The sequence below is a fragment of the bacterium genome (genome assembly GCA_035281585.1).
In the GTDB taxonomy this organism is placed as follows: domain Bacteria; phylum UBA10199; class UBA10199; order DSSB01; family DSSB01; genus DATEDP01.
Window position 1 is genome coordinate 1 of sequence record DATEDP010000137.1, and the last position, 25,595, is coordinate 25,595.

20 protein-coding genes are annotated in these 25,595 nt (G+C 62.0%); 6 read left to right on the plus strand and 14 right to left on the minus strand.

The window, feature by feature from the left end; all coding sequences use genetic code 11:
• From VJR29_12460 to VJR29_12485, 6 genes are all read right to left on the minus strand, one after another.
• A partial coding sequence (locus VJR29_12460; GenBank protein HKY64219.1) for a VCBS repeat-containing protein occupies positions 1 to 1,031 on the minus strand: 1,031 nt, incomplete at its 3' end.
• A 66-nt stretch (positions 1,032 to 1,097) separates the two neighbouring features.
• Positions 1,098 to 2,196 (minus strand): peptide chain release factor 2 gene (gene prfB, locus VJR29_12465; GenBank protein ID HKY64220.1). Its coding sequence is split into 2 segments (ribosomal slippage): positions 1,098 to 2,135 and positions 2,137 to 2,196, totalling 1,098 coding nucleotides; the frame shifts between segments, so codons are not numbered across the junction.
• Between the two features lie 7 nt (positions 2,197 to 2,203).
• Positions 2,204 to 3,751: an apolipoprotein N-acyltransferase gene (lnt, locus tag VJR29_12470; protein ID HKY64221.1), complete on the minus strand. Its 1,548-nt coding sequence runs from the start codon at positions 3,749 to 3,751 to the stop codon at positions 2,204 to 2,206.
• A complete protein-coding gene (ybeY, locus tag VJR29_12475; protein HKY64222.1) occupies positions 3,727 to 4,197 on the minus strand; it encodes an rRNA maturation RNase YbeY in 471 nt (156 codons plus the stop codon). Before ybeY ends, lnt begins: the two co-directional genes overlap by 25 nt.
• Positions 4,187 to 6,553, minus strand: coding sequence for an HDIG domain-containing protein (locus VJR29_12480; GenBank protein ID HKY64223.1), 2,367 nt, complete (start codon positions 6,551 to 6,553; stop codon positions 4,187 to 4,189). Before VJR29_12480 ends, ybeY begins: the two co-directional genes overlap by 11 nt.
• The gene (locus VJR29_12485) at positions 6,554 to 6,985 is read right to left on the minus strand and encodes a secondary thiamine-phosphate synthase enzyme YjbQ (GenBank protein HKY64224.1); all 432 of its coding nucleotides are present in this window, start codon (positions 6,983 to 6,985) and stop codon (positions 6,554 to 6,556) included.
• 268 nt (positions 6,986 to 7,253) lie between these two features.
• On the opposite strand from VJR29_12485, the gene VJR29_12490 reads away from it, so the two are divergent.
• The 3 genes from VJR29_12490 to VJR29_12500 all read left to right on the plus strand — a co-directional run bounded on the left by VJR29_12490 (position 7,254) and on the right by VJR29_12500 (position 10,395).
• Positions 7,254 to 8,051: a lytic transglycosylase domain-containing protein gene (locus tag VJR29_12490; GenBank protein ID HKY64225.1), complete on the plus strand. Its 798-nt coding sequence runs from the start codon at positions 7,254 to 7,256 to the stop codon at positions 8,049 to 8,051.
• 173 nt (positions 8,052 to 8,224) lie between these two features.
• Positions 8,225 to 9,223 (plus strand): NAD-dependent epimerase/dehydratase family protein, encoded by a 999-nt coding sequence (locus tag VJR29_12495; GenBank protein ID HKY64226.1) that lies wholly within the window; start codon positions 8,225 to 8,227, stop codon positions 9,221 to 9,223.
• Positions 9,220 to 10,395: a lysophospholipid acyltransferase family protein gene (locus VJR29_12500; protein ID HKY64227.1), complete on the plus strand. Its 1,176-nt coding sequence runs from the start codon at positions 9,220 to 9,222 to the stop codon at positions 10,393 to 10,395. The genes VJR29_12495 and VJR29_12500 overlap by 4 nt, the downstream gene beginning before the upstream one ends.
• A 97-nt stretch (positions 10,396 to 10,492) precedes the next feature.
• Here VJR29_12500 and VJR29_12505 read toward each other — a convergent pair whose 3' ends face one another.
• The 6 genes from VJR29_12505 to VJR29_12530 form a co-directional block, all read right to left on the minus strand.
• Entirely contained in the window at positions 10,493 to 11,920 is a 1,428-nt protein-coding gene (locus tag VJR29_12505) for a glucose-6-phosphate isomerase (protein ID HKY64228.1), read from the minus strand.
• Between the two features lie 12 nt (positions 11,921 to 11,932).
• Positions 11,933 to 12,484 carry a hypothetical protein gene (locus VJR29_12510; GenBank protein ID HKY64229.1) on the minus strand — a complete coding sequence of 184 codons (552 nt, stop codon included), beginning with the start codon at positions 12,482 to 12,484 and terminating at the stop codon, positions 11,933 to 11,935.
• Positions 12,485 to 12,608: 124 nt separating this feature from the next.
• On the minus strand, positions 12,609 to 13,478 hold the full coding sequence (locus VJR29_12515; GenBank protein HKY64230.1) for a hypothetical protein: 870 nt from the start codon (positions 13,476 to 13,478) through the stop codon (positions 12,609 to 12,611).
• 50 nt (positions 13,479 to 13,528) lie between these two features.
• A complete protein-coding gene (locus tag VJR29_12520; GenBank protein ID HKY64231.1) occupies positions 13,529 to 14,311 on the minus strand; it encodes a hypothetical protein in 783 nt (260 codons plus the stop codon).
• A 1-nt stretch (position 14,312) separates the two neighbouring features.
• Positions 14,313 to 14,945 carry a glycogen-binding domain-containing protein gene (locus VJR29_12525; GenBank protein ID HKY64232.1) on the minus strand — a complete coding sequence of 211 codons (633 nt, stop codon included), beginning with the start codon at positions 14,943 to 14,945 and terminating at the stop codon, positions 14,313 to 14,315.
• The gene (locus tag VJR29_12530; protein HKY64233.1) at positions 14,942 to 15,505 is read right to left on the minus strand and encodes an RNA polymerase sigma factor; all 564 of its coding nucleotides are present in this window, start codon (positions 15,503 to 15,505) and stop codon (positions 14,942 to 14,944) included. The genes VJR29_12525 and VJR29_12530 overlap by 4 nt, the downstream gene beginning before the upstream one ends.
• A gap of 179 nt (positions 15,506 to 15,684) precedes the next feature.
• Between VJR29_12530 and VJR29_12535 the strand changes: the two genes are divergently transcribed.
• The 3 genes from VJR29_12535 to VJR29_12545 are packed head-to-tail and all read left to right on the plus strand — an operon-like array spanning position 15,685 to position 20,704.
• Positions 15,685 to 16,302 carry a TetR/AcrR family transcriptional regulator gene (locus tag VJR29_12535; protein ID HKY64234.1) on the plus strand — a complete coding sequence of 206 codons (618 nt, stop codon included), beginning with the start codon at positions 15,685 to 15,687 and terminating at the stop codon, positions 16,300 to 16,302.
• The gene (locus VJR29_12540) at positions 16,299 to 17,561 is read left to right on the plus strand and encodes a TolC family protein (GenBank protein HKY64235.1); all 1,263 of its coding nucleotides are present in this window, start codon (positions 16,299 to 16,301) and stop codon (positions 17,559 to 17,561) included. Before VJR29_12535 ends, VJR29_12540 begins: the two co-directional genes overlap by 4 nt.
• Entirely contained in the window at positions 17,558 to 20,704 is a 3,147-nt protein-coding gene (locus VJR29_12545) for an efflux RND transporter permease subunit (GenBank protein HKY64236.1), read from the plus strand. The genes VJR29_12540 and VJR29_12545 overlap by 4 nt, the downstream gene beginning before the upstream one ends.
• A gap of 19 nt (positions 20,705 to 20,723) precedes the next feature.
• Here the strand turns inward: VJR29_12545 and VJR29_12550 are convergent, their stop codons facing one another.
• A complete protein-coding gene (locus VJR29_12550) occupies positions 20,724 to 21,806 on the minus strand; it encodes a hypothetical protein (protein HKY64237.1) in 1,083 nt (360 codons plus the stop codon).
• 69 nt (positions 21,807 to 21,875) lie between these two features.
• Positions 21,876 to 25,379, minus strand: coding sequence for a hypothetical protein (locus VJR29_12555; protein HKY64238.1), 3,504 nt, complete (start codon positions 25,377 to 25,379; stop codon positions 21,876 to 21,878).
• Positions 25,380 to 25,595 lie beyond the last annotated feature (216 nt).

Below are 25,595 nucleotides of genomic sequence, written 5' to 3' on the forward strand. Positions count from 1 at the left end.
ACGCCGTCCTTCCGAATCACCCGAAGCTGGTAGTCGATGTTCTCATGGACGACTCGGACCGAGCCACCCTCGAAGACCAGGATCTTGCTGGCGGCAAGATTACCACGCAAATTGGTCAAGACGATCCAAGGCCGGCCGCCCTGGGGCGCCGGCATCACGTCGACCTTCACGAAGTGGTCGAGCTTCTTGCCGACGAAGCGCCCGAGCTCCTGGAGGTCGCCGCCGACGTGACGATAAATGTAGAGGTCGCTCTGGTCAGTCAGCAGAACTTCGGGCTCGCCGTCGTTGTCGACGTCGGCGTGGGCCAGGGCCCGGACCTCGAAGGGCAAGCGCTGGGAAACGGCGACGTAATCCTGGGTGGAAGCGGCCGGCTCGACCTTATTGGAAACCTTCGGCTCGGACTCGCGGCGCGGGGCCGGCTTCTCGACTTTGGCCGGCGCAGGCGCCGGGGCCGGCTCAGCTTCGGCCTTGAAGACTTTTTCCGGTGGGGTCGGCTTGGCGGCCGGGATCGGAGCTGGAACCGGCGCGGAAACCGGAGCCGTCTTTTCGGCCTTGGATTTCGGCGCCGGCAGAGCTTCGGTCACGACCGGCGCCGGGGCCGGCGCGGCCGGAACTTGCAAGCGGGAGGCGGCGAAGGATTCCAAGCTGGGCAGGAGCTGATTCTCGCTCGCGACCTCCAGATAATCCTGGCTCACCCGGCCGCTCGAATCGACCCACTTGAGCAAGACCCGGTAAGTTTGGCCAACGATATTGATCCGGCCGGCGACCAAGAGCGCATCGTCGCCCTTGCCTTGGGCCGTGTTTTTCAATTTATCGGGATCCAAAGTCTGGCCGACCGTTCGGGCCGAAACGCCCTTCTTGATCAAGGCCCCCACCACCGCATCTTGAGCCGCCCCCGAGAGATAGGCCTGATCCTTCGGACCGTTGACCGAAAAGGCCCCGACCCCGACTCCCGATTGGGCCGCCGCCAATGGGGCTAAGATTACGGAAAATAAGAGAATTTGAATGGAGAAAAAAAGCCGCCGCGTCATGGTGGCGGACTATCTTCATTCCCGAAGGCTGGGTCAAGTCCTGAATCGGGGGAAGGCAAAAGGGCCCTAGTCTCCGCCCTGCAGCAAGTAGGCTCTTATGAAGCCGTCCAGGTCGCCGTCTAAGACGCGCTCGGCGTCGCCCATCTCGAAGTCGGTGCGGTGGTCCTTCACCATTTTGTAAGGATGCAAGACGTAGGAGCGAATCTGGGAGCCCCATTCGATCTTCTTCTTGGTGGCGTCGACCGCTTCCTTGGCGGCCCGGCGCCTTTCCATCTCCTGCTCGTAGAGGCGCGAGCGCAGGACCTTCATGGCCAAAGTCTTGTTCTGCAGCTGGCTCCGCTCGCTTTGGCATTGAACCACGGTGTTGGTCGGCAAGTGGGTGATGCGGACCGCGGTGTCGTTCTTCTGGACGTTCTGGCCGCCGCTGCCGCCGGCCCGGAAGGTGTCGATCCGGATGTCGGCCGGGTTGATCACGATCTCGACGTCGTCGCTGACCTGGGGATAGACGAAGACCGAGACGAAGGAGGTGTGGCGACGCTTGTTGGCGTCGAAGGGCGAGATCCGCACCAGCCGGTGGACGCCATTCTCGGCCTTGAGGAAGCCGTAGGCGTATTCGCCGTCGACGGTGGCGGTGACGCTCTTGTAGCCGGCGCCCTCGCCTTCGGTCATGTCGATGATCTGGGTCTTCCAGCCCTGGCGCTCGCAGTAGCGAAAATACATCCGGGCCAGCATCGAGGCCCAGTCGCAGGACTCGGTCCCGCCGGCGCCGGCGTTGATCGTGAGAATGGCCGAGAACTTGTCCTCCTCGCTCGAGAGCATCACCCGGAATTCGGCGGCCTCGATGGCGGACTCGCCTTGGGCGATGGCCTGCTCGGCCTCGGCCCAGGAGGCGTCGTCGCCGGCCTCTTCGGCCAGCTCGAGCATGGCCGCGGCATCGTCGACCTTGCCCTGGAGGTCCTTGAAGTAAGCCAGCTCCGACTTGGCGTCGTCGAGCTCTTTGCTCAGGCTCTTGGCTTTGAGGGAGTCGTTCCAGAAATCGGGTTGGGCCGAGAATGCCTCGAGCTCGTCGGCCCGTTTCTTCTTGGTGTCGACGTCAAAGACGCCTCCGGACTTGGGAGAGCTTCTCTTGGAGGGAGAGGACGGCGCCTTTCAAATCTTTGGACATGAACCACTCACTTTCGAGGTCGAAATTTGCGAACCAGCCCCGTTCCTAGCAGAACTCCCATAAAAAGCAGCGAAAAAATCGGCAGCGCATCGCCGATCCTGACATAGAGCGTCTTGTCGTCGTAGAGCGGCAGGCTGGTCATGAAAGCCTCGCGAGTAAACAGCCCGCCCTGCCACTGGATGCGGCCTTGCCGGTCGATCTGGGAGCTGATGCCGGTGTTGGCGGCTCGGACTATCGCCCGCCGGGTCTCGATCGCCCGGAATTGGCTGAAGACTTGGTGCTGGTAGGGAGCGCTGGAATGGCCGTACCAGGCGTCGTTGGTCGGGTTGACCAAGACCTGGGCGCCCTTGGCCGTCATGATCCGGGAAATTTCGGGAAAGATATCCTCATAGCAAATCAGGATGCCGAGCGGATGACCGTGGTAATCGAGGTTGTGGTATTCCTTCCCCGGCAGCATCTGGCCGACTTGGGCCGTCATCTTCCGGGCGAAGGTCAGGTATTTTTGCCAAGGCACATACTCGCCGAAGGGAACCAAGTGCCGCTTGTGGTAATAGCCGAGGATCCGGCCGGTCCCGTCGGCGAGCAACACCGAATTGTAATAAGGCTCCTCCTCCAAAACCGAACCGGGCCGAGAGCTTCGGGTCACGGCTCCAAAGAGAACGTCGGCTTTGGACTGGCCCAGGTCATAGGGCGTCTTTTCGACGTCGTAGGGGATCTCGACCGGCAAGGAAGCCTCGGGCCATATCACCAATTGAGCGCCTTCCGACTCCAAGCTCATCGTGCCGTTCTGGAAAATATCCAGGATCTGCCGGGCCGCGCCGCCGCGCCACTTGTCGTCCTGCGAAATATTGGCTTGGACGATGCCGGCCTTGAGGCTCCGGAGCGGAGCGGTGTGGTCCCGGACCAGGCGATAGCGCCCATAGCCCAGGGCGAAGAGGAAGAGCAGCAGCGCCGGCGCCAGCGCCTTCCAAGCCCGCTTCTTCCGGTCTTGGCGCCAGGCGACGAGGAATTCGGCCAAGGCTTCGTTGATGAAGACGATCAGCCAAGTCACGCCGTAAACCCCGAAGAGATCCGAGATCTGAATGAAATGAAGAAATTCGCCTTGGGAATAGCCGACCTGGCTCCAAGGAAAACCGCCGGCCGGCAGATGACCGCGCAGGAATTCGATCCCGACCCAGACCAAGGGCCGCACCCAGAGCATCCGCCAGCCGGTGAAGCGGACGATCCAAGCGCTGATCGCGAAGATGACCGCGAAGTAGGCCGCAAGCACCGCGAAGAGGATGGAGAGCGACATCACGGTCAGGGCCGGCGAGAGCCCGCCGAAGGAGTTCATCGCGGTGTAGATCCAATACATTCCGATGCTGTAGTGAAAGACGGCGGCCACGAAGGCGCCGGCGAAGGATCGCTGGGGGCCGGCGCCGCGCAAGGCGAGGAAGAGCGGGATCCAGGCGAAAAAAGCCAGGAAGCCCAGCTCCGGAAAACGGAAGCCGGCGAAGACCGTCGGATAACTGAAGGCGGCCAAGACTCCGCTTAGAGCCGCAGCGATCCATCCCATTTCATCGAACCTTTCCGGTGCAGGCGCTGGAGGTATTTCCGCTCCAGCGCCTCGAATGCCTTGGCCTGGCGCTCGCCCTCTTCATGATCGAGGCCGTGCAGGTGAACGAAGCCGTGGACCGCCAGCCGCAGGGCCTGCTGGGTCAAGCTTCGCCCGGCCCGGCGGGCCTGGGCCGAGGCCACCTGGGTGCAAATCACGATTTCGCCCAGGTGCCAAGGACGGTCTTTGGGCGGCTCTTTCATCTCCAAGGGAAAAGACAAAACGTCGGTGACCTTGTCGACGCGGCGATGCCGGCGGTTGAGCTCCCGAATCCGGCGGGAGCCGACGAAGCTCAGCTCCAGCTCGGCCCGCCCCCGCTTCGAGCCTCGAAGCAGCGAGGCCAGGCAGCTCTTCAGAGCCGCGGTGTTCAAGCGCCGGTTCTTTCGGGAATAGACCTCAACGGGCATTCGCTTCGCTCTCGCGGGCCCGGATTTCCTTGAGCGGGGTGACGTTGGAGCGCTTCTCCTCCACGTCGGGATACTCGATGCGCTGATGGTAGATGCCGACCAGGACTCGGACGAAGCTCTCGGCGATGAGATGGAGGTCCTTCAATGTCATGTCGCATTCGTCAAGCTGGGCCTCGGTGAAGTTCTTGTTGATGATCTTCTGGACCATGCCCTGGATCTTCTGCGGCGTCTTCTCGGGAATAGAGCGGACCGCGGCCTCGACCCCGTCGGCCAACAGGATGATGCCGGCCTCGCGGGTCTGGGGCCGGGGGCCGGGATAGCGATAATCCTTTTCATCGACGCTATGGCCGGCGGCTTCGGCCTGCTCGACCGCCTTGTTGTAGAAATAGCTGATGATCTTGGTGCCTTGGTGCTGGGGAATGAAGTCGGCGATGCGTTTGGGCAGCTTGTACTCCCGGGCCAGATCGAGGCCGTCCTTGACGTGGGAGGCGATGATCAGCGCCGACATCGAGGGCGCCAGCTTGTCGTGACGGTTCTCACCGCCTTGCTGGTTCTCGATGAAATAGGAGGGCTTCCGCATCTTGCCGACGTCGTGGAAGTAGCTGCCGACCCGGGCCAGGAGCGGATTGGCGCCGATCTCCGAGGCGGCGGCCTCGGCCAGGACCGCGACCAGCTGGGAGTGGTGATAGGTGCCCGGCGCCTTGACGATCATCTCCTTCAGCAAGGGATGGTTAAGGTTGCCCAATTCCAGGAGCTTGATGTCGGTCACGTAGTCGAAGAGCATTTCGGCGATCGGCGCCAGCACCATGACGAAGATCGAGGCCAGGATGCCGCCGGTGAAAGCCAGGCCCATATTGAGCAAGATGTTCGGCAGATTGAGCACGTTGGTGATGCTGACCACCGAGACCAGCTTGATCGCCAAAACCACCATCGCGTTGACCGCCCCGACCACCACGCCGGCCCGCAAGATCTGGCTGCGCCGCTCGACGTGGGCGATGGCCGCGGCGGCCGCGATGCCCGAGATCAGGTAATAGATCGAAAGGTCGAGGTCGCCTTCCAGGAACATCCCGGTCAGGGCGCTGGCGACGATGGCGAAGACCAGCGAGATCTCGGAATTGAGGATGTAACGGGTCAGCATGGCGCCGGCCGCGACCGGAATCGCGTAATACATCGCCTGGACCGAGACATCGAAAGGCAGCAGGTCGCGGAAGGCCGAGGAAAGGGCGGCGGCCAGCCGGACGCTGAGCAAGAGCAAAAGCAAAATCCCGCCCAGGAAGTAGAGGTCCTCGCGGGTCGGGTTGAACTTGCGGATGAAACGGTTGGAGAAGACGTAGGTGATGAGCAGCAGCAGGCAAACGAAAAGGGCGGTGCCCAGGAATTTGATCGCGAAGCTGGTCTGGCTCTTCTGCTTGCGGATCCCCTCGAGCAAGACCAAATGATGGGGCTCGTAACGGTCGCCGCTGCGCAGGATCGATTCGCCGGCTTGGACCTTGATGATGACGCTGCGGACGTTGCCCAGGGCCCGGGCCTTGCGCAACTCGGTTTCGACCGCATCGAAGCTCAAATTGGGCCGGACCAGCCGGCTGGCGATTTCCAAAAGCTGGGCCGAGGCCACCGACTTGCCCTTCTCCTTGGGCGTCTGCTTGGCACGGTCAAGCAGCCCGGTTTGAACCGAATCGAGGGTCTTCACCGCCGAGATGTCCTTGAGCAGAGCCTCGTCCTCGGCCGCTTCCGAGGATTCGCCGGTGCTGCTTCTTTGCACATAGCGCAAGGTGATGCCCGAGCTTTCGGCCCCGGCCAAGTCGTTGCGGTTCAGAACCACCATCTGGGACATCGCCTGGCGCAGCGTATTGCGCAGGCTGTATTCGGTGTCGGTGGAAAACTCGTCCAGGATGAGGGCCCGGATCTGATCCTCGGTCGGCTGAAGGCCGAGGCTGGTGAGGAGGATCCGCTGGATCTCCTCTTGGTCGGCCAAGGTCTGAAGGGCTTGGCGCGAGGCCTCGAAGGCGTCGTGAACCTGCTGGTCGATCTCGGTCAGAACGCTCTCGTCGAAATCGAAGACCGGAGCGACGTTGCGAATGGCCTCGCGGCGATTGGTCTCGGTCGCCTTCTCGTCGACGATCTCGTAGTTCTGGTCAGCCTTGATGTCTTTCGGGGCGACCCGGCCGACCTTGACGTTGGCCGGCAGGTAATCGACGTGAAAGGACAGGGTCAGCGAGATGGCGAAAACCAGGACGGCGAAGACGAACCAGCTGAAGAAAGCGGAATGGAAGAAGCGCCGGAAAGAGCTGAAGTCCGACCTGCGAAATCCGCCAAAGAGCGATGAAAAACTTCGATTTTTTCTTCGATCTCCCATTTACTTGGCGGGCCCCTCCCCCATAATTTGAATGGTGATTTCGCGGCGGGCGACCTTGCTGTCGTCGAAATCGTAAAGCACGACCTCCTGCCAAGCCCCAATCATTAATTTGCCGTCCATCAGGGGCAGAACGAGGCTTACCCCGATAAGGGCCGAACGAATATGCGCGTCGTTGCGGCCGGAACCGGAACGGCGGTTGGGCCGCGGGCCGGTTTCGGCCGGGACCTGGGTCTCGATCCACTTCTTCAGATCTTCGTGGATTTTGGGGTCATTCTCGAGCAGGGCCACGCCGGCGGTACCGCCGGGAATCAAGATCGTGATGACGCCGCTTTGGATCCCCGACTCCCTCACCGCCCGCTTCACATCGTGGGTGATGAGCAAAACATCAACCTTGGCGGTCGTGTTAACGTAATAATTTCTTAGGAAGATCATACCCTTAAAACAACCTCGGCGCGGGGCGGCTTGCAAGCCTTTTTTGATAGTAACCCTGGGGTGGGCTCGGGCCAAGCTGGAAATTGGCTGCTCCTGGCGCAGTGCGCCATGGATTGTCCCCCTTTCCCGTTAAAAATCGTCGGCTTGGACGCAATTCCCACCCCCCCGCCCCCCGATAATGGAATAGTCCGGCTACCCTTAAATCGGGTTGACCGGGGGGATGGGAACTCTTTAAATTGGTTTTATTAAGAGAGAGTTAAGATAGCCGATGGCCACTTCAATCACCACTAGCCGCTCGCGCCCCTTCTATAAGAACAAGTATGTCGAATATCGCCGGATGTACGACGAGGCGCGGAACTTCTCCAAGGCCATGGACACCGCCCAGGGCGGCGGCTCCAATCCCTCGACCAAGTCCCTCGGCTCCAAGCCGCCGAGCCAGGCCCCGGATCTGCCGAAGAACGACGCCAACACCAAGAATTTAGCCAACAACAACCCGACTTCGACCGGAACCAACACCAATCCTTCGCCCTATGGCGTGAAGTCGAGCGAGGTTCCGCCGGCCGTCAACCTGTCGGGCGCTCCCGGCGTCAACGTTCCGGCCACCGGCTCGGCCAGCGAGCGGATGCTGAACAAGGTCAAGGAATACGATCCCTACATTCGCGCCGCCGCCGACCGCTACCAGCTCCCGCCGGAGCTCATCGCCGGCGTCATCTGGCAGGAGTCGCGGGGCAATCCCCGGGCCGTCAGCCATTGCGGCGCCATGGGATTGATGCAGCTCATGCCGGCCACCGCCGCCGGCTTGGGCGTGGGCAATGCCTTCGACGCCGCTCAAAACATCGACGGCGGCGCCAAGTACCTTCGCCAGATGCTCGACAAGTTCGGTGGCCGGGTCGACTTCGCGGTCGCCGCCTACAACGCCGGCCCCGGCAACGTCATGAAACACGGCGGCATCCCGCCCTTCCGAGAAACCCAAGACTATGTTCCCAAGGTCTTGGGCTATGCCAACAGCTTTCAAGTCGCCGGCGCTTTCAATAATTCCGTTCCCTCCAACGCCATCCGCGCGTAGGGGCACCCCTTGCGGGTGCCCAATCCGCCCAACGGCGTCCGTGCATACGGGCGACCGCAAGGGTCGCCCCTACAAGCAAATTCCCTCACCACTAATTTTCACCTCATGCTATCTTCCACCGCATGAAGCGCGCTCGGGTATCCAAAAAACGGGCACAAGAGAAAGCCAAGGCTTTGGCGAAGCCCTCCTTTCCACCGGTGGCGATCACCGGCAGCGGTTTCAAGGGAATGGCACTGCTCCGCTGGCTCGAGAATTCACCGGAGTTTCCCCGGGTCGTCTTCCTCGATTACCGCAAGCCGACCGAGGTCCTGAAGAAAACCAAATTTTATCGAATCGATCTCACCGAGACGCTGGCCGACGTCCAGCTTTACGAGATCCTGGCCCAGGAAGGCATCGACACCTTGGTTCACACCGCGATGCCGATCACGCCGCCCCGCAATATGGCTTGGGCCCATGAGCTGCTCTCGGTCGGCAGCATGTACGTGTGCAACGCCGCCGCCGAAGCCGGAGTCCGCAAGCTGATCTTGGCCTCCACCGCCGACGTCTATGGCGCCTTCCCGGACAATCCGACCTACCTCACCGAGAATAATCCGCCGCGGGCCGGCCGCAGCTCCAAGTTTCTCCACGACAAGATCGACGCCGAGCGCCAGTTCCAAAAATACGCCGCCAAGTACCCCGACAGCGTGGTCACGATCCTGCGGCCGGCGACCATCCTCGGACCGACCATCCAAAGCTACAAGACGCGCTATCTCCAGCGAGCCTTCGTCCCGACCGTGCTGGGCTACGATCCGCTGGTTCAATTCATCCACGAGGCCGATCTCTTTCAGGCTTTCCAGCACGCCATCCGCAAGGATTGCCCGGGGATCTTCAATCTGGCGAGCAAGGGCGTGATCCCGCTTTCCCGGGGCATCAAGCTGATGGGCAAGATCCCGCTGCCCTTGAGCCTGCTGGGATTGAAGTCGCTGATTCAGACCCTTTGGTTCCTCGACATCTCGCCGGCGCCGGCAACCCATCTCGATTTTCTCAAGTACAGCTGCCTGGTGACTTACGAGCGCGCCGAGGCCGTCATGGGCTTCCAACCGCGCTACAATTGCAAAGAAACCCTGCTCGAATTCGTCGGCGCCCAGCGACTCCGCGACATTCGGCTGCAACAGGAGGCCTTGACCACATGAAGCAAAGCTCCTCCACCGACAACCTTTACTACTTGCCGGGCGCGGCCGGCGGCGCCGCCACCGAGCCCGAGGTCGAAAAGTTGATTCGAGGCCTGGCCAAGCGGCTCGGCCACCTCGAGAAAGAGCTCGGCAAGCACCTCAAAGTCATCGAGAAGGAATTGGGCACCCGCAAGAGCTCCAAGAACGGCGCCCAGCAGAAGATCTACAAGGAGCTGAAGAACCTCCAATCGCGGGTCGAGCCCCAGATCCAGGAGATCGTCGACAAGCTGAATTCGACGGTCGGAGCGAAGGCCGATGGCGGCGGGTCGCTCTTCTCGGCCCTGACTTCCTGGATTCCGGGCTTGAGCTTCTTCAAGCGGCACCTGCCCTTCATTTCCGATCCCAGCGTCCTCGAGGAAGAAGTCGACCCCTTCGGCCGCGATCCCAACTTCGAGCAGATGCTCAAGCCCTTCTTCGACTTCATGTACTACAAGTACTGGCGGGTCACGACCCATGGCTTGGAGAACATCCCCAGCTCGGGCCGCGGCCTGCTCGTCGCCAACCATTCCGGCACCCTGCCCTGGGACGGCTCGATGATCCGGCTGGCGGTGACCAACGACCACCCTTCGGGCCGCGACGTCCGTTTCCTGGTCGAGGACTTCGTCTACTATCTGCCCTTCGTCGGAACTTATATGTACCGGATCGGCGGGGTCCGGGCCTCGCAAGAGAACGCCGAGCGCTTGCTGAACAACGACCTGCTGGTCGCGGTCTTCCCCGAAGGCGTCAAGGGCATCGGCAAATATTTCTCCCAGCGCTACCATCTGCAGCGCTTCGGCCGGGGCGGCTTCGTCAAGCTGGCGATCAAGACCGGCACCCCGATCATCCCGGTGGCGGTGATCGGCGCCGAGGAAATCCATCCGATCCTCTACAAGTCCTCGCTCCTGGCCAAGCCGCTGGGAATTCCCTACGTGCCATTCACTCCGACCCTGCCGGCGCTGGGCCCGTTCGGCTTCCTTCCGCTGCCGACCAAGTGGTCGATCTATTTCGGCAAGCCCATCGATCTCAGCGGCTACGGCAAGGAGGTGCTCGAGGACGAGCTCGAGATTCACCGGATCAGCGAGCGGGTTCGGCAGACGATCCAGAATTTAGTGACCGAAGCGCTGAAGAAGAGACACAGCGTTTGGTGGGGTTAAGTTTCCCACCCTCTCCCCTTGCGGGAGAGGGTGCCCCAAAGGGGCGGGTGAGGGGTGGCGCTAAGGAGATGCCTGCTTTGCCGCGCCCTGAGGGCTTTCAAATCACGTACCTTTTATTCTTTAATTTCCGCGCCAGCGCCGCTCCGAACTCCTCGGCGCCGCGGCGGCCCAAGCGGCCGTAGAGGTATTTCTTGCCCAGCTCGACGCCCGGCTGGTCGTAGGGATTCACCCCGAGCAGGCCGCCGGCGTAAACCGTGGCGATCTCGAAGAGGTAGAAGATCTGGCCCAAGCTGTAAGGGTCGGGCCCGTAGAAGCTGAGCTTGAAGCTGGGCACCCCGGCCTCCTTCAGCGAGGCCTCGGTGGCCGAGAGCTCGGCGTGGAGGATCTCGCCCATCGTCTTGCCGCCGAGATAGCCCAGGCTCTCGATCTCGGGATAGAGCTTGGGAATGCTCAGATCGGTGTCGAACTTCTCCTGCGACCACAGCATCACCATCTTGTCGGCCGGTCCCTCGACGTAGAGCTGCATCTGGGAATGTTGGTCGCGGGGCCCGCTGGCCTGGACCGGCGTGATCCCGGCCCGCACTTCCTTGCCTTCCACATCATAACGCTTGCCCAGGCTCTCGGCCCAAAGCTGGCGGAACCACTCCACCGTCCGATTGAAGCGCTCGGCGTAGTTAAAGACCACCAGCTGCTTGCGGCCGTGCTTCTCGGCCAGGAGATAAGCGACCACCGCCAGCATCCCGGCCGGATTGGTCCAAAGATCCTCGCGCTGGCAGCGCTTGATCATCCGGATGGCTCCTTCGACCAGCTCCCGGATCGAGACGCCCAGAAAGGCCGAAGGCAAGAGCCCGACCGGCGAGAGCACCGAGAAGCGGCCGCCGACGCCGGGCAGGATGTCGAAGCTTTCCAAATTTTCCTGATTCGCGATCTGCCGAAGAACTCCCTTTTGCGGGTCGGTGGTCATGATCCAATGCTTGCGCGAGGCCTCGGCGCCCAATTTCTGGCGCAGCAGCTCCCAGCAATGAAGGAACTGAGCCATCGTCTCGACGGTGTTGCCCGACTTGCTGACGACGTTGAAGACGGTGCGCGAAAGGTCCAGCGAGGCGAAGAGCCGGCTCAGGCAATCGGGATCGAGGGTGTCGAGGACGTAGAGCTTTTTGCTGCCGGCGGCCGGCGAGCCATAGCTCGGCCCGAGCACCGCCTCTTCCACCGCCTTGGCGCCGAGGCTGGAGCCGCCGATGCCCAAGACCACCAGGGTGTCGAAGTTCTGCCGCAGCTCGGCGGCCCGCTGCTCGACGTGCGAGATGACTTCTTCCAAGAGGGGCAGATGCATGAATTGAACCTGCCCGATCTCGTGCATGGCCGTGAGGGCCCGGTGGACCTGAATAAAATTGGGCGTAACCGCCTCGAGCTCGGATTCGCTGATTCCGGAGGCTTGCTGGGGGGCGAAGGCTTCGTTGAAATCGAGGTGCAGGTCCCGGTGGAGCATGCCCCGAGCGTACAGGAGCCGCTCGGATCGACTCAAGAAAATTATCCCTTAGCGGCGGACGATGCCGCGGCCGCTGAGGGAAATCGATCCGGCCGGGTTGCTGCTGATCGAACCCGTGTAAGAGCTTTCGCTAGGCGGGCGAAAGGTGACCGAAAACGAGCTCGAGCCGTTGGCCGAAAGCGAAATACTGGAAGTCGAGACCGAGAAACCGTAAGGCGCCCCGGCGAGATAAACGGTGACCGGACAGGCACAGGGGTTGCTGATCGAGAAGCTGTGGGTATCGCTTCTTCCGACCTCGACGTCGCCGAAAGAACCGCTGCCGGTGATCGTGACATAGCTGCAGGTGTCGACCGGAATCGGCTCGCTGCCATCGGGAGCGAAGAGATCTTTGGCCGAGCTGAAGAGCTGGGTTTGTTTCCGCAGGCTTTGCAGCGGATCGGAGGAGAACAAAGCGGTCAGGGGCGAGAAGGAGCTCGAGCTTTGAGCCGGGGACCCCGCCGAATCGGAGGCTTGGGGCGCCGGAGCCGGTAGCGAGGCGGAGGTGCAAAGCGGCTCGGCGACGACGACAAAATTGGAGGGGGTGACGGCCTCGTTTCCCATGCTCTTCTCCTTAGATCGAATTTGTTTAAAAATCAAAGACTTGTCAACAAATTCGAAGAGCGGCCGGGTCCACCCCGGCCGCTCCTTGCTTTATCGGAGAAATTTCCCAAGAGATTCCCTATTTTTAATGCTTCCCGCCTTTGCCCTTGCCGCCGCCTCCACCGCCTTGGCCGCCACCCTTGCCACCCTTGCCGCCACTGCCGTTTCCGCCGCCTTTTTCTTTTCCGGCCTTGCCGTTGCCGCCACCATTGCCGCCTTTGTCGACCTTGGCATTCTTGGCGGAGCCGCCTTTGTCACCCTTGTCCGGCTTGGCGCTCAGGCCTTTCGAGCCCTTGTCCTTCCCATCCTTGCCTTTCCATTCGGGACCATCCCAATCCTTCCAATCCCGATCGTCCCAGTCCCAGCCGCGCCAACGATCGTGGCTCCAGCGGCCGTCCCAAAGGCCCATCTTCTTAGCTTGGCCCGGCGGAATCCAGAGACCGTATTTCTTGGCCTGGCCCGGCGGCATCCAATAACCGATCTTGGGATGGACCGGATAGACGATGAAGCGAGTGAAATCGGGTCCCCGAAGCGGGATGCTCGGTAGAAAGAACGGATCCACCCGCAAAATGTCGACGAGGAAGCTCTGGCGAGCCCGCTGAACATAGTAAACGTCGGTCACCGGTTGACCGAAGCCGACCAGCGGAGCCACCGCGAAAGTTTGCATGATCTGGCCGTAGTTCATGCCGGATTGGCGAAGCCCCCAAATCGTGAGCGGCAAAGTGCCGGCGGCCTGGGCCAAAGAAAGGATCGCCGGAACTTCCTCGGCGGGAGCCGCCATCACCGGAGCCACTTGCACCGGCTGAAAGCCGTAGGCCTGCCCATAGAGACTGGAGGCGCGCTGGGCTTCCGGCGAGCCGAGGTCGACATTGATGAGGTTGAAGTCCGCTTGGGCCGGAGCCGCCGCGATCGAAAGGTAGGCGGCTAGAGCCAAGGTTGAGAGCCATCGTTTCATGTGTTTCTCCTTACCAGCGATCCGACGCCCACATCCCCTGAAGGTCACAATTATCTGCCCCGCCCCGGCCCCCCGCCTTTCCCCTTGAATTGATTGCCGTTTCCCTTAGGCGCCGAGGGTTTGACCCGCTCCGGCTTTTGCACGGCCGGTTTGGAACGACCCTTGTCTTTTTCGACCGAGGGCGATTTTTTCTCGGGCTTGCCCGAAGCCGGAGCCGCCGCCTTGCTCGGCTTCTCCTTCTCTTGGCCCGCCGGATGCTCCAAATGCGGCGAAGCCGGGCGCTTCGGCTTCTCGACTTTTCCGCCGCGGCGCGGGCCCGAGGCCTCGTCGGCCAGCTCGCTCAAGCTCGGCTTGGCCTGCTTGGCGAATCCGGCGTCGATCGACTTCTCCAGATCGGCTCGCGAGCGGCCGGCCATCATTTCCGATTGGAATTGCAAGATCGCCTGCCGGCGCGACTCCGGCGAGGCCGTCGCGCCGCGCTTCACCGCTTCGTCGACCAAGGCGGCGGCGTTGCGGGTCCGGGCGCCGGTGGCTTCGAGGGCCGGCGTCATTCGCTTCGGCGGCACCCGCTTGGCCAGGCCTTCGTTGGCCTTGAGCAGGTAGGGCTCGGCCGGCAAGCCTTGATCCTCGAGGGCCTTGGCGCCGCGCAAAACCTCGGAAACGAATTGGGGATCGGCTTGGCCCTCCCGGCTGCGCTTCAGGAAAGTCCGGAGCGCGGGGCCCTGCTCTTGCAGCGCGGCCGCCTGGCGCTCGACTTCGCCGCCCTGAGCTTGGGCCGAGAGCGGCGCCGCGAGCGCGAACCACAGGAGCAGGATGGAGAGGAAAGCTTTCATATCAAAGCCGAAGCACCGAGTTCCTTTCGCCGAAGCCGTCCTCGACCGGCGGGCCGGCGCTTTCATCGACAATCCATTTCTTGCCGTCGACGACGAAGGCATAGCTGTAAATTCCGGCGGCGAGCGGCAGCTCCACCGTGAAGCGGTCTTTCTTTTCGGCCGAAGGGCTCAGCGTCACCGGCGTCCATTGGTTGAAATCGCCGGCCAAGGCCACTTCCTTGACGTCCGGGCTCTCGATCGCGAAGCGGACGAAATACACCGCTTGGCCGTCGGGGCCCGCGGCTTGGCGAATCTCGGCGCCCGGGAATTGATAGGCGGGGCGATCGGAGCGATACCAGATCAGGCTGAGCGCGGCGGCCGCGGCCAAGCCCGAGGCCAGGGCCCATCGCCGCCAAGCCGGCCGGCGCAGCGGCAGGACCGCAGCCGGGGCGGCGGTCGGGAGCCGGCTCATCACCCGGCGGGTGAAGTCGGGCGAAAGCGGCGGAATCGCTTCGCGGGTCCGGCGAAAAGCCTCGATCCAGCCGGCGGGGTCTTCGGCGGCTTCGGGGTGCTCTTGAAAAAAGGCGCTGAGCTCGGCTTCGGAAAATTCCTCTCCCAGCCATTGGCGCCATCGGGCGATGATTTCATCTTTCATGGTCGGGCCTCCCCTTTCCACTTGCGGCGCAATTGAGCCAAGCCTCGCATCACTCTCATCTTCACGTTACTCAAATTCTCACCGAGCATGGCCGCGATCTCCTCGTAAGGGAGGTCGCCGAAAAACCTCAGGCTGAGGGCCTCGCGGTAGATATCCGGCAACTCCGCCATCGCCGAGCGCAAGGCCTCCGCTTCCTGCCGCGCCACCGCCGAAACTTCGGATGAGGCCCGCGGCGACTCGACCCTGGCCAGGTATTCTTCCTCGACCAGCGACTCGGGCTTTCGCTGCCGGCTCCGCCAGTGGTCGCGGCAGCGGTTCAGGGCGATCTGGTGAAGCCAGGTCGAAAATTTGGAATCGCCGCGAAAATTCCCCAAATTCCGGAAGGCGTTGAGAAAGACATCCTGAGCCAATTCTTCGGCGCTCTCCTTCCTGCCCACCCAGGAGTAGACCCAACGGTAAACCGCGTCCTTATGGCGGTCGACGAGCTCGGCAAAAGCCGAGCTGTCTCCGGCCCGGCAACGGCCGAGGGCTTCCAAATCCGGATCGTGGATGGGCTCCATTCTTCCTCAAATCAGGCCTTGGCCGTCGGGGATCGAGACGCCCAAAGCGGTTATAAGTCACAACCTTCCGGGCAGGCACCCGGTCGCCAAACCTTGTAGCAAGGGGATGACACCCCGCTCCACCATTTTTGGGTTTGACGCCCTGCTCCCAGAGTATTAAGTAAGTAAATACTTACTTTATGAGTACCCCAGCCCGACCCCAAAGACTCTCCTTCTCCGAACGAGAGCGCATCATTCTCGAAGCCGCCGGCCGGCTTTTCGCCGAAAAGGGCTTCGTCGGAACCACCACCAAGGCCATTGCCACCGAATCGGGCGTCAACGAGGCCCTGCTCTTCCGGCACTTCCGCAATAAGGAAGAGCTCTACAACGCCCTGATCGCCCAGCGGCTCGGCGACTTCGAAACCGAGCTGGCCCCGGCCCTGAAGCGGATTTTCCCGCTGCCGGCCCGCGAAGCCTTGATCGAAGTCGCCAAGCTGGTGGTGCAGCGCAATCGCGAGAACTCCTCCTTCTGCCGGATCATCTTCTTCGCGGCCCTGGAGAATCACCAGCTCGGCGAGCAATTCTTCAAGCAACGCCTTCCGCTCTGCGAGTTCCTCGAGGGATTTTTCGCCGATAAAATCCGGCGTGGCGAAATCCAGGACCGCTCGCCCCAGGTCCTCTCCCGAGCCTTCATCGGGACCATTCAAAATTACGTCTTGGTATCGCTGGTTTTCAACGCCCCCGACTTCTTCCCGCTGCCCGAGGCCGAGATGCTCGAGGCATTCGTCGACATTTTCCTGAAGGGGGTGCAGCGATGAGGCGCTTCCTGATCTTGCTCCTCCTGCTCGGCGCCGGCCGGCTCGAGGCGGCCGAGCCGAAGATGTCGCTGGAGGAATGCTACCGCTACGCTCTCCAGCGCAGCGAGACCGTGGCGATCAGCGAGCAGGAAATCGCCCGGGCCCAAGCCATTTACACCCAGGCCCTGGGCTCGGTCCTGCCCAAGCTCTCGATCAATGTGAGCGAGCTGCTTCAGGATTCCTCGGCGTCGAGCGACGGAGCCGGCGAGGTCGGCACCACCTTCACCCAATTCAGCCGGCCTTCGGTGGCGGTCACCCTCACCCAGCCGATCTTCCGCGGCTTCAAGGAATTCCGAGCGATCAAGCTGGCCAAGATCAACGAGTCCCAGCAGCGCCTGCTCTGGCGCAATGCCGAGCGGCTCCTCTTCCAGGACGTGGTGGTCTCCTTTCTCACCATCGTCAAGCTGGAGCGGGACATCGAGACTTTCCAAAGCATCCTCAAGGTCCAGCGCTCGAGCTTGGGCGAGCTGAACGAGCGGGTGCGCTTGGGCAAATCGCGGGATGCCGAAGGCGCCCTGCTCGGGGCCGAGATCGCCTTGAACGAGGCCGAGCTCGAGCGCCTCCGTGGCACCCGCCAGATCGCCTACGACAGCCTGGCCTTTCTCACCGGCCTCAGCCCCCAGCCGCCCATTGCCTACGACAATCCGCCGGTTCGGGACTTGAAGCCGCTGGAATATTACATGACAAAAGTCGACAATCGCTTTGACGTCGAAGCGGCGAGGGATGCTTCTCAAATCGCGCGGGGTGAGATCAAGATCCGCCAGGGCGACCTGCTGCCCCAAGCCGACGTGGTGGCCAATTATTACCCCTACCGCGCGGGCTTCCAGCGGGACATCAAGTGGGATGCCACCTTCAATGTCGGCATCCCGGTGTTCAATTGGGAAACGGTCGGTTTCATTCGGGAGGCCAAGGTGAGGGCCAAGCAAAGCGAATTGCAGGAAGAGCTGACCCGGCGGACCGCGTCGACCGAAATCCAGAAGTCCTACGACGGCTACGTCTCGTCGGTGAACCAATACAAGAAGTTCGTCAACGCTTCGTCCAAAGCCCGGCAAAGCTACGACCTTCAATCGAAGGATTTTACGGACGCCTTGATCACGACCATCGACCTGCTCCAGTCGCAGGAAACCTGGCTGGAGGCGCTCCGTCAACGCAACACCGCCGAAGCCCAAGCCTGGCTCGACTGGCTGGGGCTTCAAGTGACATCGGGGATTTTGCCATGAACCTAGCCGAGGTCTCGATCAAGAACCCGGTCTTCGCCTGGATGCTGATGCTGGGCCTCATCCTTTTCGGAGCGATCAGCCTCACCCGGATGGGCATCAGCGAGATGCCCGACGTCGACTTCCCGGTCGTCACCGTCACGATCACTTACGAGGGCGCGGCCCCCGAGATCATGGAGTCGGACGTCGTCGACATCATCGAGGACGCGGTCCTCTCGATCCAAGGCATCCGCAACATCACCTCCTCCTCGCGCCAGGAAAACGCCACCATCACCATCGAGTTCGAGCTCAACCGCGACATCGACGTCGCCCTCCAGGAGGTTCAAACCAAGATCGCCCAAGCCCAGAGCCGGCTGCCCGAAGAGATCGACCCGCCGATCGTCACCAAAACCAACCCCGAGGACCAGCCCATCATGTGGATCTCGCTCTCCGGCGACAAGCCGCTGCGCTACATGATGGAGTATGCCCGGGACCAGGTGAAGGACAAGATGCAGACGGTCAGCGGCGTCGGCGAGGTGCTCTTGAGCGGCTTCGTCGAGCCGAACCTCCGGATCTGGGTCGATCCCAAGAAGCTCGACGCCTGGGAGCTCACGGTCCAGGACGTCATCGACGCGGTCCAGCGCGAGCACCGCGAGATCCCGGCCGGCCGGATCGAAACCAGCGACAAGGAATACAACCTTCGCTCGATGGGCGAGGTTTTCAAGCCCGAGGAGTTCGAGAAGATCGCGATCACCAACCGGGGCGGCGCCCCGATCTACAAGCCGATCTTCATCAAGGACGTGGCCCGGGTCGAGGCCGGGCTCGACGACATTCGCCGGATCAGCCGGGTCAACGGCCGGACCGCGATCGGCCTCGGCATCAAGAAGCAGCGCGGCTCCAACGCGGTGGCGGTGGCCGACGCGGTGAAGCAGCGGATGGAGGAGCTCAATCCGACCTTACCCGAGGGGCTCAAGCTCGCGGTCAACTTCGACTCGACCCGGTTCATCAAGTCGACCACCGACCAGCTCAAGGAAGAATTGGTCCTGGCCGCGATCCTGACCGCCATCGTCTGCCTGCTCTTCCTGGCCTCGCTCTCCTCGACCTTCAACGTCCTGATGGCCATCCCTTTCTCGATCGTCGGCGCCTTCACTTTTCTTTTCTTCGCCGGCTTCACCATCAACAACTTCACCATGCTTGGCCTCATCCTGGCCATCGGCATCGTGGTCGACGACGCGATCATGATCCTGGAAAACATCGTCCGCCACCAGGAGATGGGCAAGCCGCCGGCCAAGGCGGCGCTCGAGGGGACCAAGGAGATCACCGGGGCCGCCATCGCGGCCACCCTGTCGATCATCGCGATCTTCATTCCGGTCATCTTCATGAAGGGCATCCTCGGCAAGTTCTTCTTCCAATTCGGCGTGACGATGGGCGTGGCGGTGGCGCTTTCGCTGCTCGAGGCCCTTACCTTGACGCCGATGCGCCTCTCCTATTTCAAGATCGCCCACGGCAACGAGCAGGGCTGGTTCGGCCGGCTGGTCGACCGGGTCTTCGGCGCGATGAACCGGACCTACGGCCGGATCCTCAAGCTCTGCCTAAATTGGCGCTGGGTCGTGGTGCTGCTCTCGGTCGGCCTCTTCGCCGCTTCCTTCATGGTCCTGCCCAAGGTCAAAAAGGAATTCGTGCCGGCCCAGGACCAGAGCATGTTCCTGATCCGGCTTGAGACGCCGCTCGGCTCCTCGCTCGAGCACACCGACCGGACCCTGCGCCAGGCCGAAGCGATGATCTCCAAGCATCCCGAGGTGATCCGTTACTTCGCGGCGGTCGGCGGCTTCGGCGGCGGCGAGGTCAACACCGGGATCATCTTCATCACGATGCAAGAGCCCCATGACCGGCCGATCGATCCTCAGCTCGGACGCCGGCTCAGCCAATTCGACCTGATGGGCCAGGTCCGCAAGGAGTTGCAGACGATTCCCAACCTCGAAGTCGTCATCCAGGACTTCTCGACCCGCGGCTTCACCGCCCAGCGCGGCTTCCCGGTCGAGTTCACGGTCCGCGGCCCCGATTGGGAAAAGCTGACTCAAGCCTCCCAGTCCTTGATGGATAAGATGAAGAAAGACCCGAATTTCATTGACGTCGATACCGATTACAAATTCGGCCAGCCCGAAATCCAAATCACGCCCAACCGCGATGCCGCCGCCGCCCGCTTGGTCAGCGTCGAGGACATCGGCCGGGTCGTCGGCGCCATGATCGGCGGGGTCGAAACCGGCAAGTTCACCGAGTCCGGCCATCGCAACGACATACGGATCCGGCTGGAGCAGGATTATCGCCAGGACGCCAAGGCGATCGAGCGGCTTTTCGTCCGCAATTCCCGGGGCGAGATGGTGCCGCTGAGCGCGGTCGCCACCGTCAACGAGCGCAAAACCCTCAACACCATCACCCGCAAGGACCGCGAGCGGGCCATCGGCATCTTCGCCAACGTCGGTCCCGGCCACTCCCAGGATGAAGCCTTGAAAGAGGTCGATCGCTTGGCCAAAGAAACCTTGCCCGAAGGCTACCGAATCGTGCTCAGCGGATCGGCCGAGACCTTCAAGGAATCCTTCCAAAGCCTCTTCTTCGTTTTGTGGCTCGGTATCATCGTCGCCTACATGGTCCTGGGCAGCCAGTACAACAGCTTCATCCACCCCTTCACCGTCTTGCTGGCCCTACCCTTCAGCGTGTCCGGCGCCTGGCTGGCGCTTTATTTCACCGGCCTCTCGCTCAACATCTACAGCTTCATCGGGGTGATCTTGCTGATGGGTATCGTGAAGAAAAACTCGATCCTGCTGGTCGATTTCGCCAACCAGCGGCGGGAAGAGGGGCTCGACGTCCGGGAAGCCTTGCTCACCGCCTGCCCGCAACGGCTTCGCCCGATCTTGATGACCTCCTTCGCCACTTTGGCCGCCGCCGTGCCGCCGGCCCTGGGCTTGGGCGCCGGATCGGAAACTCGGGTGCCGATGGCCACCGTCATCATCGGTGGCGTCTTCATCTCGACCCTGCTCACCCTCTTCGTGGTGCCTTGCGCCTACAGCCTCTTGGCCAAGCTCGAGCGCAAGAAATACACCACGCCGGCCAAGGCCGCGGCCGAGAACGGCAATGGAAGCTGGGAAAACGGAAGGGCGTCGGCATAATCCCGGGCCGAAAAGAGAATTATTCGCAGGCCTTGGGAATCGCAACCGTATCGGTCGTTTCGTCCCACCAGATCGAGGCGATGCGTGGCATGAAACCGATCGCCTGAAAGTTGTCGCAAAAGCTGTGCAGCTTGCCGAAGATCAGGGCGATGTCCTCGCCGGGATGATCCTTGTAAAATTTCATGATCTCGCGGACCGCATAAGCCTCGCGGAGGGTGAACATCAATCGATGAAACTCAGGGTCCTTGCGCACCGCGTCCGGATTGCCTTGATGAGAGTTCCAAACTCGAGCCAACTGATCCATCAGCTCATCGCTTTCCCCCGGATCGATCGTGCGATGGAGAGCGACTTCGGGATGGTTGTAAGCATAAATCAGCGCAGCCTGCTTGTAGATGGCCAGCAGGCGAAAGTAGTTCGGCTCCCGCTCCGAAGGAAGGTCGTGCTTGGAGAAGAAATTCTTGAAATCTCCCAAGCCGTCCCGAATGAAATTCATCAAGGGTTCTCGATCGCCGGCGGGAATGTCGATGGGCAAATCCTCGACGAAGACGTGCTTCGGCATAAAGAGCTCCAGCGAATCCACGATATGCCGTTGATATTCCATCCCCGCCCTGTATGGCTCGAGCGACTCCAGGCCCGGGTCCATGTCCGGCATCGAAGAATAGCTTTGGCGGTAGAAATAGATGGTTCCGTATTTTTTCGGATCGCCCAGCAGGTCATAGCGCCCGCGCAAGCTGCCGCTGCTGAGAATGGCGGCGGCGCCCTGGGCCATGGCCGAAGGGGCGCTCGTGGTCGTGGTCGATGAGCAGCCGGTCAAGCCGCCGAGAGCGCTCAAGGCCAAGCCGCCCAAGCTATAGGCCCAAGGGTCGCCATAACTTTCCTCGGGTTTGGAAAAAGCCGGAGATTTGAAAATCTCGGCGGCAAAGGCGCTACGCACCGTCTGGTTGAGCTTCCCGCCGAGATCCCGGCTTTTTTCGAAGTAGCTCTTTCCGGCTTCGGAAGACTCGGAACAGGCCAAAGGCTCCTCGGGGGCCTGCCGGCATAACAGCTCGGATGGATGGATTTCGGAAATATCCCGGCAAACCGGGTCGGTTTCGACAAACATAGTGCCCTCTTGATCAAATGGAATCGGAGCTTTGTCGGCGAGCCCCGAAATTGGTTGCTAATCCATGGCTTAGCGGGGATCGATCGGCAAGCCCAGCTTCGAAAGCCCCAACTCCGCCGCCATCAACAAAAAGCTTTCGGGCCGAAGCCCGGGCTGGAGCATCGACTGGAGCAGGAGCGGCGGCAAGCGCTCGATTCGGGCCCGCCATAGCTTCCGCTCGGCCGGGCCGAGAGCCCGGTAGCTTTCCGGAAAGACCCGGGAGCCGTAGACCGCATAGTGGTAAAGAATGCCTTCCTCGGCTTCAATTCGGTCGAAGCTCACCGGCGGCCGGCCGCCCAAGAGATCTTGGATTTCGGAATCGCGCAACAGCGCCGAGCTCCTGGGCAAGAAACCAAGCCGCGAAAGCCAAGCCTTGGCCATCATCGGTTCATGCTCGGCCCAGTAAGCCAAGTCCGAGAGCAGGTAGGTGGGACAAGACTCCAGGGTGTATTCGAGGCTGCTTTTTTCACTGGCCGGAGGATTCAGCTTTTTCTCCTGGGACCATTGCCGCCAAAGTTGGACGATTTTTTCACGCTTGGCCTCGTTCGCCATCGTTCCGGCGAGCCGGCGAACCCAGTCGCCGCGGATCTCCGGCTGGGCGCGATCGACGATGCCATAAGCCCGGTCGAAGCGTTGGATCTGCTCCAGGAAAGCCGCTTTCACCTGCTCCGGGCTGCTGAAATGACCGATGCTGTCCAGGTTGAGTCGGGCCACCGCCAAGAGCATGCCGTGGGCCGTGACCGCTTCGTCATAGCGCTCCAGCTTGGCCTCGATGGCCTTCCACGATGCCGAGTCTTCGCGAAGTCCCAGTTCATCCAGCCGGCTTCGGGCGCCATCGACATATTGCCGCAGCTCCTTCAAGATCGGATGAATCTTTTTCAGCTCTCGATGCAAGAAATCGTAGAACTGGAAATAGTGCTGGCCTTGGACCGCGGCCGGCGGCGCCGCCACGAACTCGGCCGCGGTGTTCATCGCCCCTTCAAGCAGGGACTCAATGCGGGACTGGCGCTCGAGCAAGCCGCGGCTAAATGCGGCCCAGACCGGATTTTGAACGGGACCTTGAGGCGAATCGATGCTCCACACCGGCGGCCGAAGGGCGGCGCTGTAATCCAGGGTCAATTGGGCGCTCCGCTCGAAGGCCATGTGGGCGGTGTCGAGCAGCCAGGAGTCTTGAAGCTTGCGGTTGGCTTTCCGATCCGGGAAGGCGCGGTTGACCGAAGGCAGCAGCCAGGCGGCGCCGAAAGCCGAGCGCCCGAGGTAGGCGCCGGTCAAGGCGCCGGTCAAGGAAACGACATCCTCCCGAATCTCCTCCGGCGCCGCCATCGCTTTCCGCAGAGCCCGGACGGGCTCGGCGCAGTGGCAAATGAAGGCGTCGATCGAATGGGCGAAGATCGCCAACGGCCCGGTTTCATTGAGTTGAGCGAGGACCAAGCGGGTCCAATCATTCGGTGCGACCTCGGCGGCCCATTCCCGAGGATGCCCGTCTCTTTCCAAGGCCTTTTGCAGCCAATCGAGGATCCAACGATTGGCCTCGCGGGCCTTGGGGCTCATGAAAAACTCGATGGCCTTGATTTTCTCCCGCACTTCGATGCTTCGGCCGCGATGCTGCAGCATGAGCGCCGGAAGATGGAGGCTGAACCAAGAACGGAAAGGCTGGTCGTGGCTACCGAGGTATCGCAGGGTTTCTCCGGGCAAGGACGGCATTCGCGAGGCCGGCGGCGAGGCGTGATTCAGCAAAATTTCGGCATAATCCCGGTTGCCGGCCTTCAGCAAGGCGGTGAGGAGCCGCGGAGCTTCGTCGGGATCCTTGGCCCGAGGCGAGCGGGGATCCAAGCCCAGTTCCGGCGAGAAGCGGTGGAGGCCGCGCAAGACTTCCTTGGCCAAAGCGCCGTACATCATCCCGGAAAGGCGAGCCACTTTAAGGCCCTGGGCCGGGTTCGACGCGAAGTCGATGGGAAAGACGGCTTGGGGCCAAGTTTTTTCGGGAAAGAGCGAGCTCCAGTTGGCGAGGAGCCTCAAGGTTTCCTCGAGGCTCCCCCGGGCGAAGTTCCGCTCGATGATTTCAAAACCCGCCGCCAAACCGGAGGAAGCGCCGCCGATCCGGTCGATCTTGTGCCGCACGGACATCGCCCGCTCGTGGAGCGCCGGCCTGGAGGCGGTGACGAAATGGAGCTCGCGCAGCTGCGAAACGAGCCGCTGGCCCTGGTCGAGATTCTCATGAAACTTCCGGCGCCAATCGGCCATGAGCTCGGTCAGCTCCGGAATCGTCCGGGGCTCGCCGCGATGCCTTTCCATCATATTGGCCCGAAGCTCGGCGGCGGCCCGGAAGCTCGCCAAGCTTTCCAAAATTTTGGCGTAACATTCGGCGGCCTCATAGGCGAGGTCTCGGGCCCGGCTCAGGGCCTGATCAGGGTCGATCGGCGCCGGCGACGGCCTTCTTGTCCCTTCATGGGCCATCGGGAAGAGCTCGACGATTTTGGGCCCCTGCTTGTCGCCGGGCCCCTTTCCATCGCCCGAACCGGCGCTCATGACGTATTGCGGAAACAGCTCCCAGGATTTTTCGGCGATCCATTGGCGATCCATGGTTTGGCGGCGCCACTCGATGCCTTGCATCGCTTTCCGGTAGCTCTCTCCCAAAATCCCGTCGCTCATCCGCCCGGCCACATTGAATTGAAGCAGCGTGGCCAAGGCCTGGAGATGGGCGGCCGCGCCGGTGACTTCGGGGCGCAGACCCCAGCGGCCCTCGACGCCTTGAGCGAGCAGGATTCCGCCGTAGAGGCTCAATTGTTGAATGGCTCGGCCACCGCCCAAGGCCCGGCTGAAGCCGCCGGCCCCCTTCAAGAAGGACAGCGTCAGGCCGGCGGCGAGCAGCTCCTCGCCCAAAACATTCGGATGCCAATCCTGCGGCTCCTGGCTCCAATGCCGAGCGGCCTTGGAGCTGAACACGAAGGCCGGCAGCTCGGCGCCGAAGGCGCCGGCTTGGGTGAAAAGCTTGGCTCCCCAGCCGCGAGTTAAAGGGCCGGGAGCGGCGGCGAGCAAACGCGAGCCGAGCGCGGCCTGACTCAGCCGGAAGACGGTCCCGCCGACCGCGAAGCCCAAGAGGCTGTAGGGATCGGAGGCCTCCCGCCAAAAGCCGCGGGCCAAGCCCTCGGCGCGGTCGCCGACGTTTCCATCGCCCTGGGCGGCGGCGAAGCGGCGCCGGGCCAATTCAACCGGGGCTCGCAAATCCTCGGGGACCGGCCCCTCGACCGCCAAGGCTTGAAACAAGATCCGCGCCCCTTCGGCCTTTCCCCGCTGCTGGAGGCGATCGGCGAGATTGAGTACAGCGAGGGCCCAGAGGCCGGGATCGTTTTCGCCAGCCAGGCTCTGCAATTCGCGTTGAGCGGTGGGATCGAGGGAAGTCGAAAGCCGGTCGCCGAGGGCGGCAACGAGAGTGGCCGCCGGATGGGCCGAAGCTTGCTCCGCGTTGAGTAAAACCGTCCAGCCCAAGGCGGTCGAGCCCGGGCCGGGATGAATGTGCCCCGAGCCGTTCATATCCTAGATGCCGAATCTATCGGTAGCTAAGTGCCGGAGTTGCTAGGGGTTTTGGGGAATTTGTCATCCTGAGCGGCCAATGTCATCCTGAGCGGAGCGAAGGATCTGCGACTGGCCAAGGTTTTTGAAATGCCCATTTTCTTCGTGTCAATTTAGGAGAGTCCGAGAACACGAAGGAGCTTTGGTGCCAAACATTCTCTTGATGGGTCGTAGATC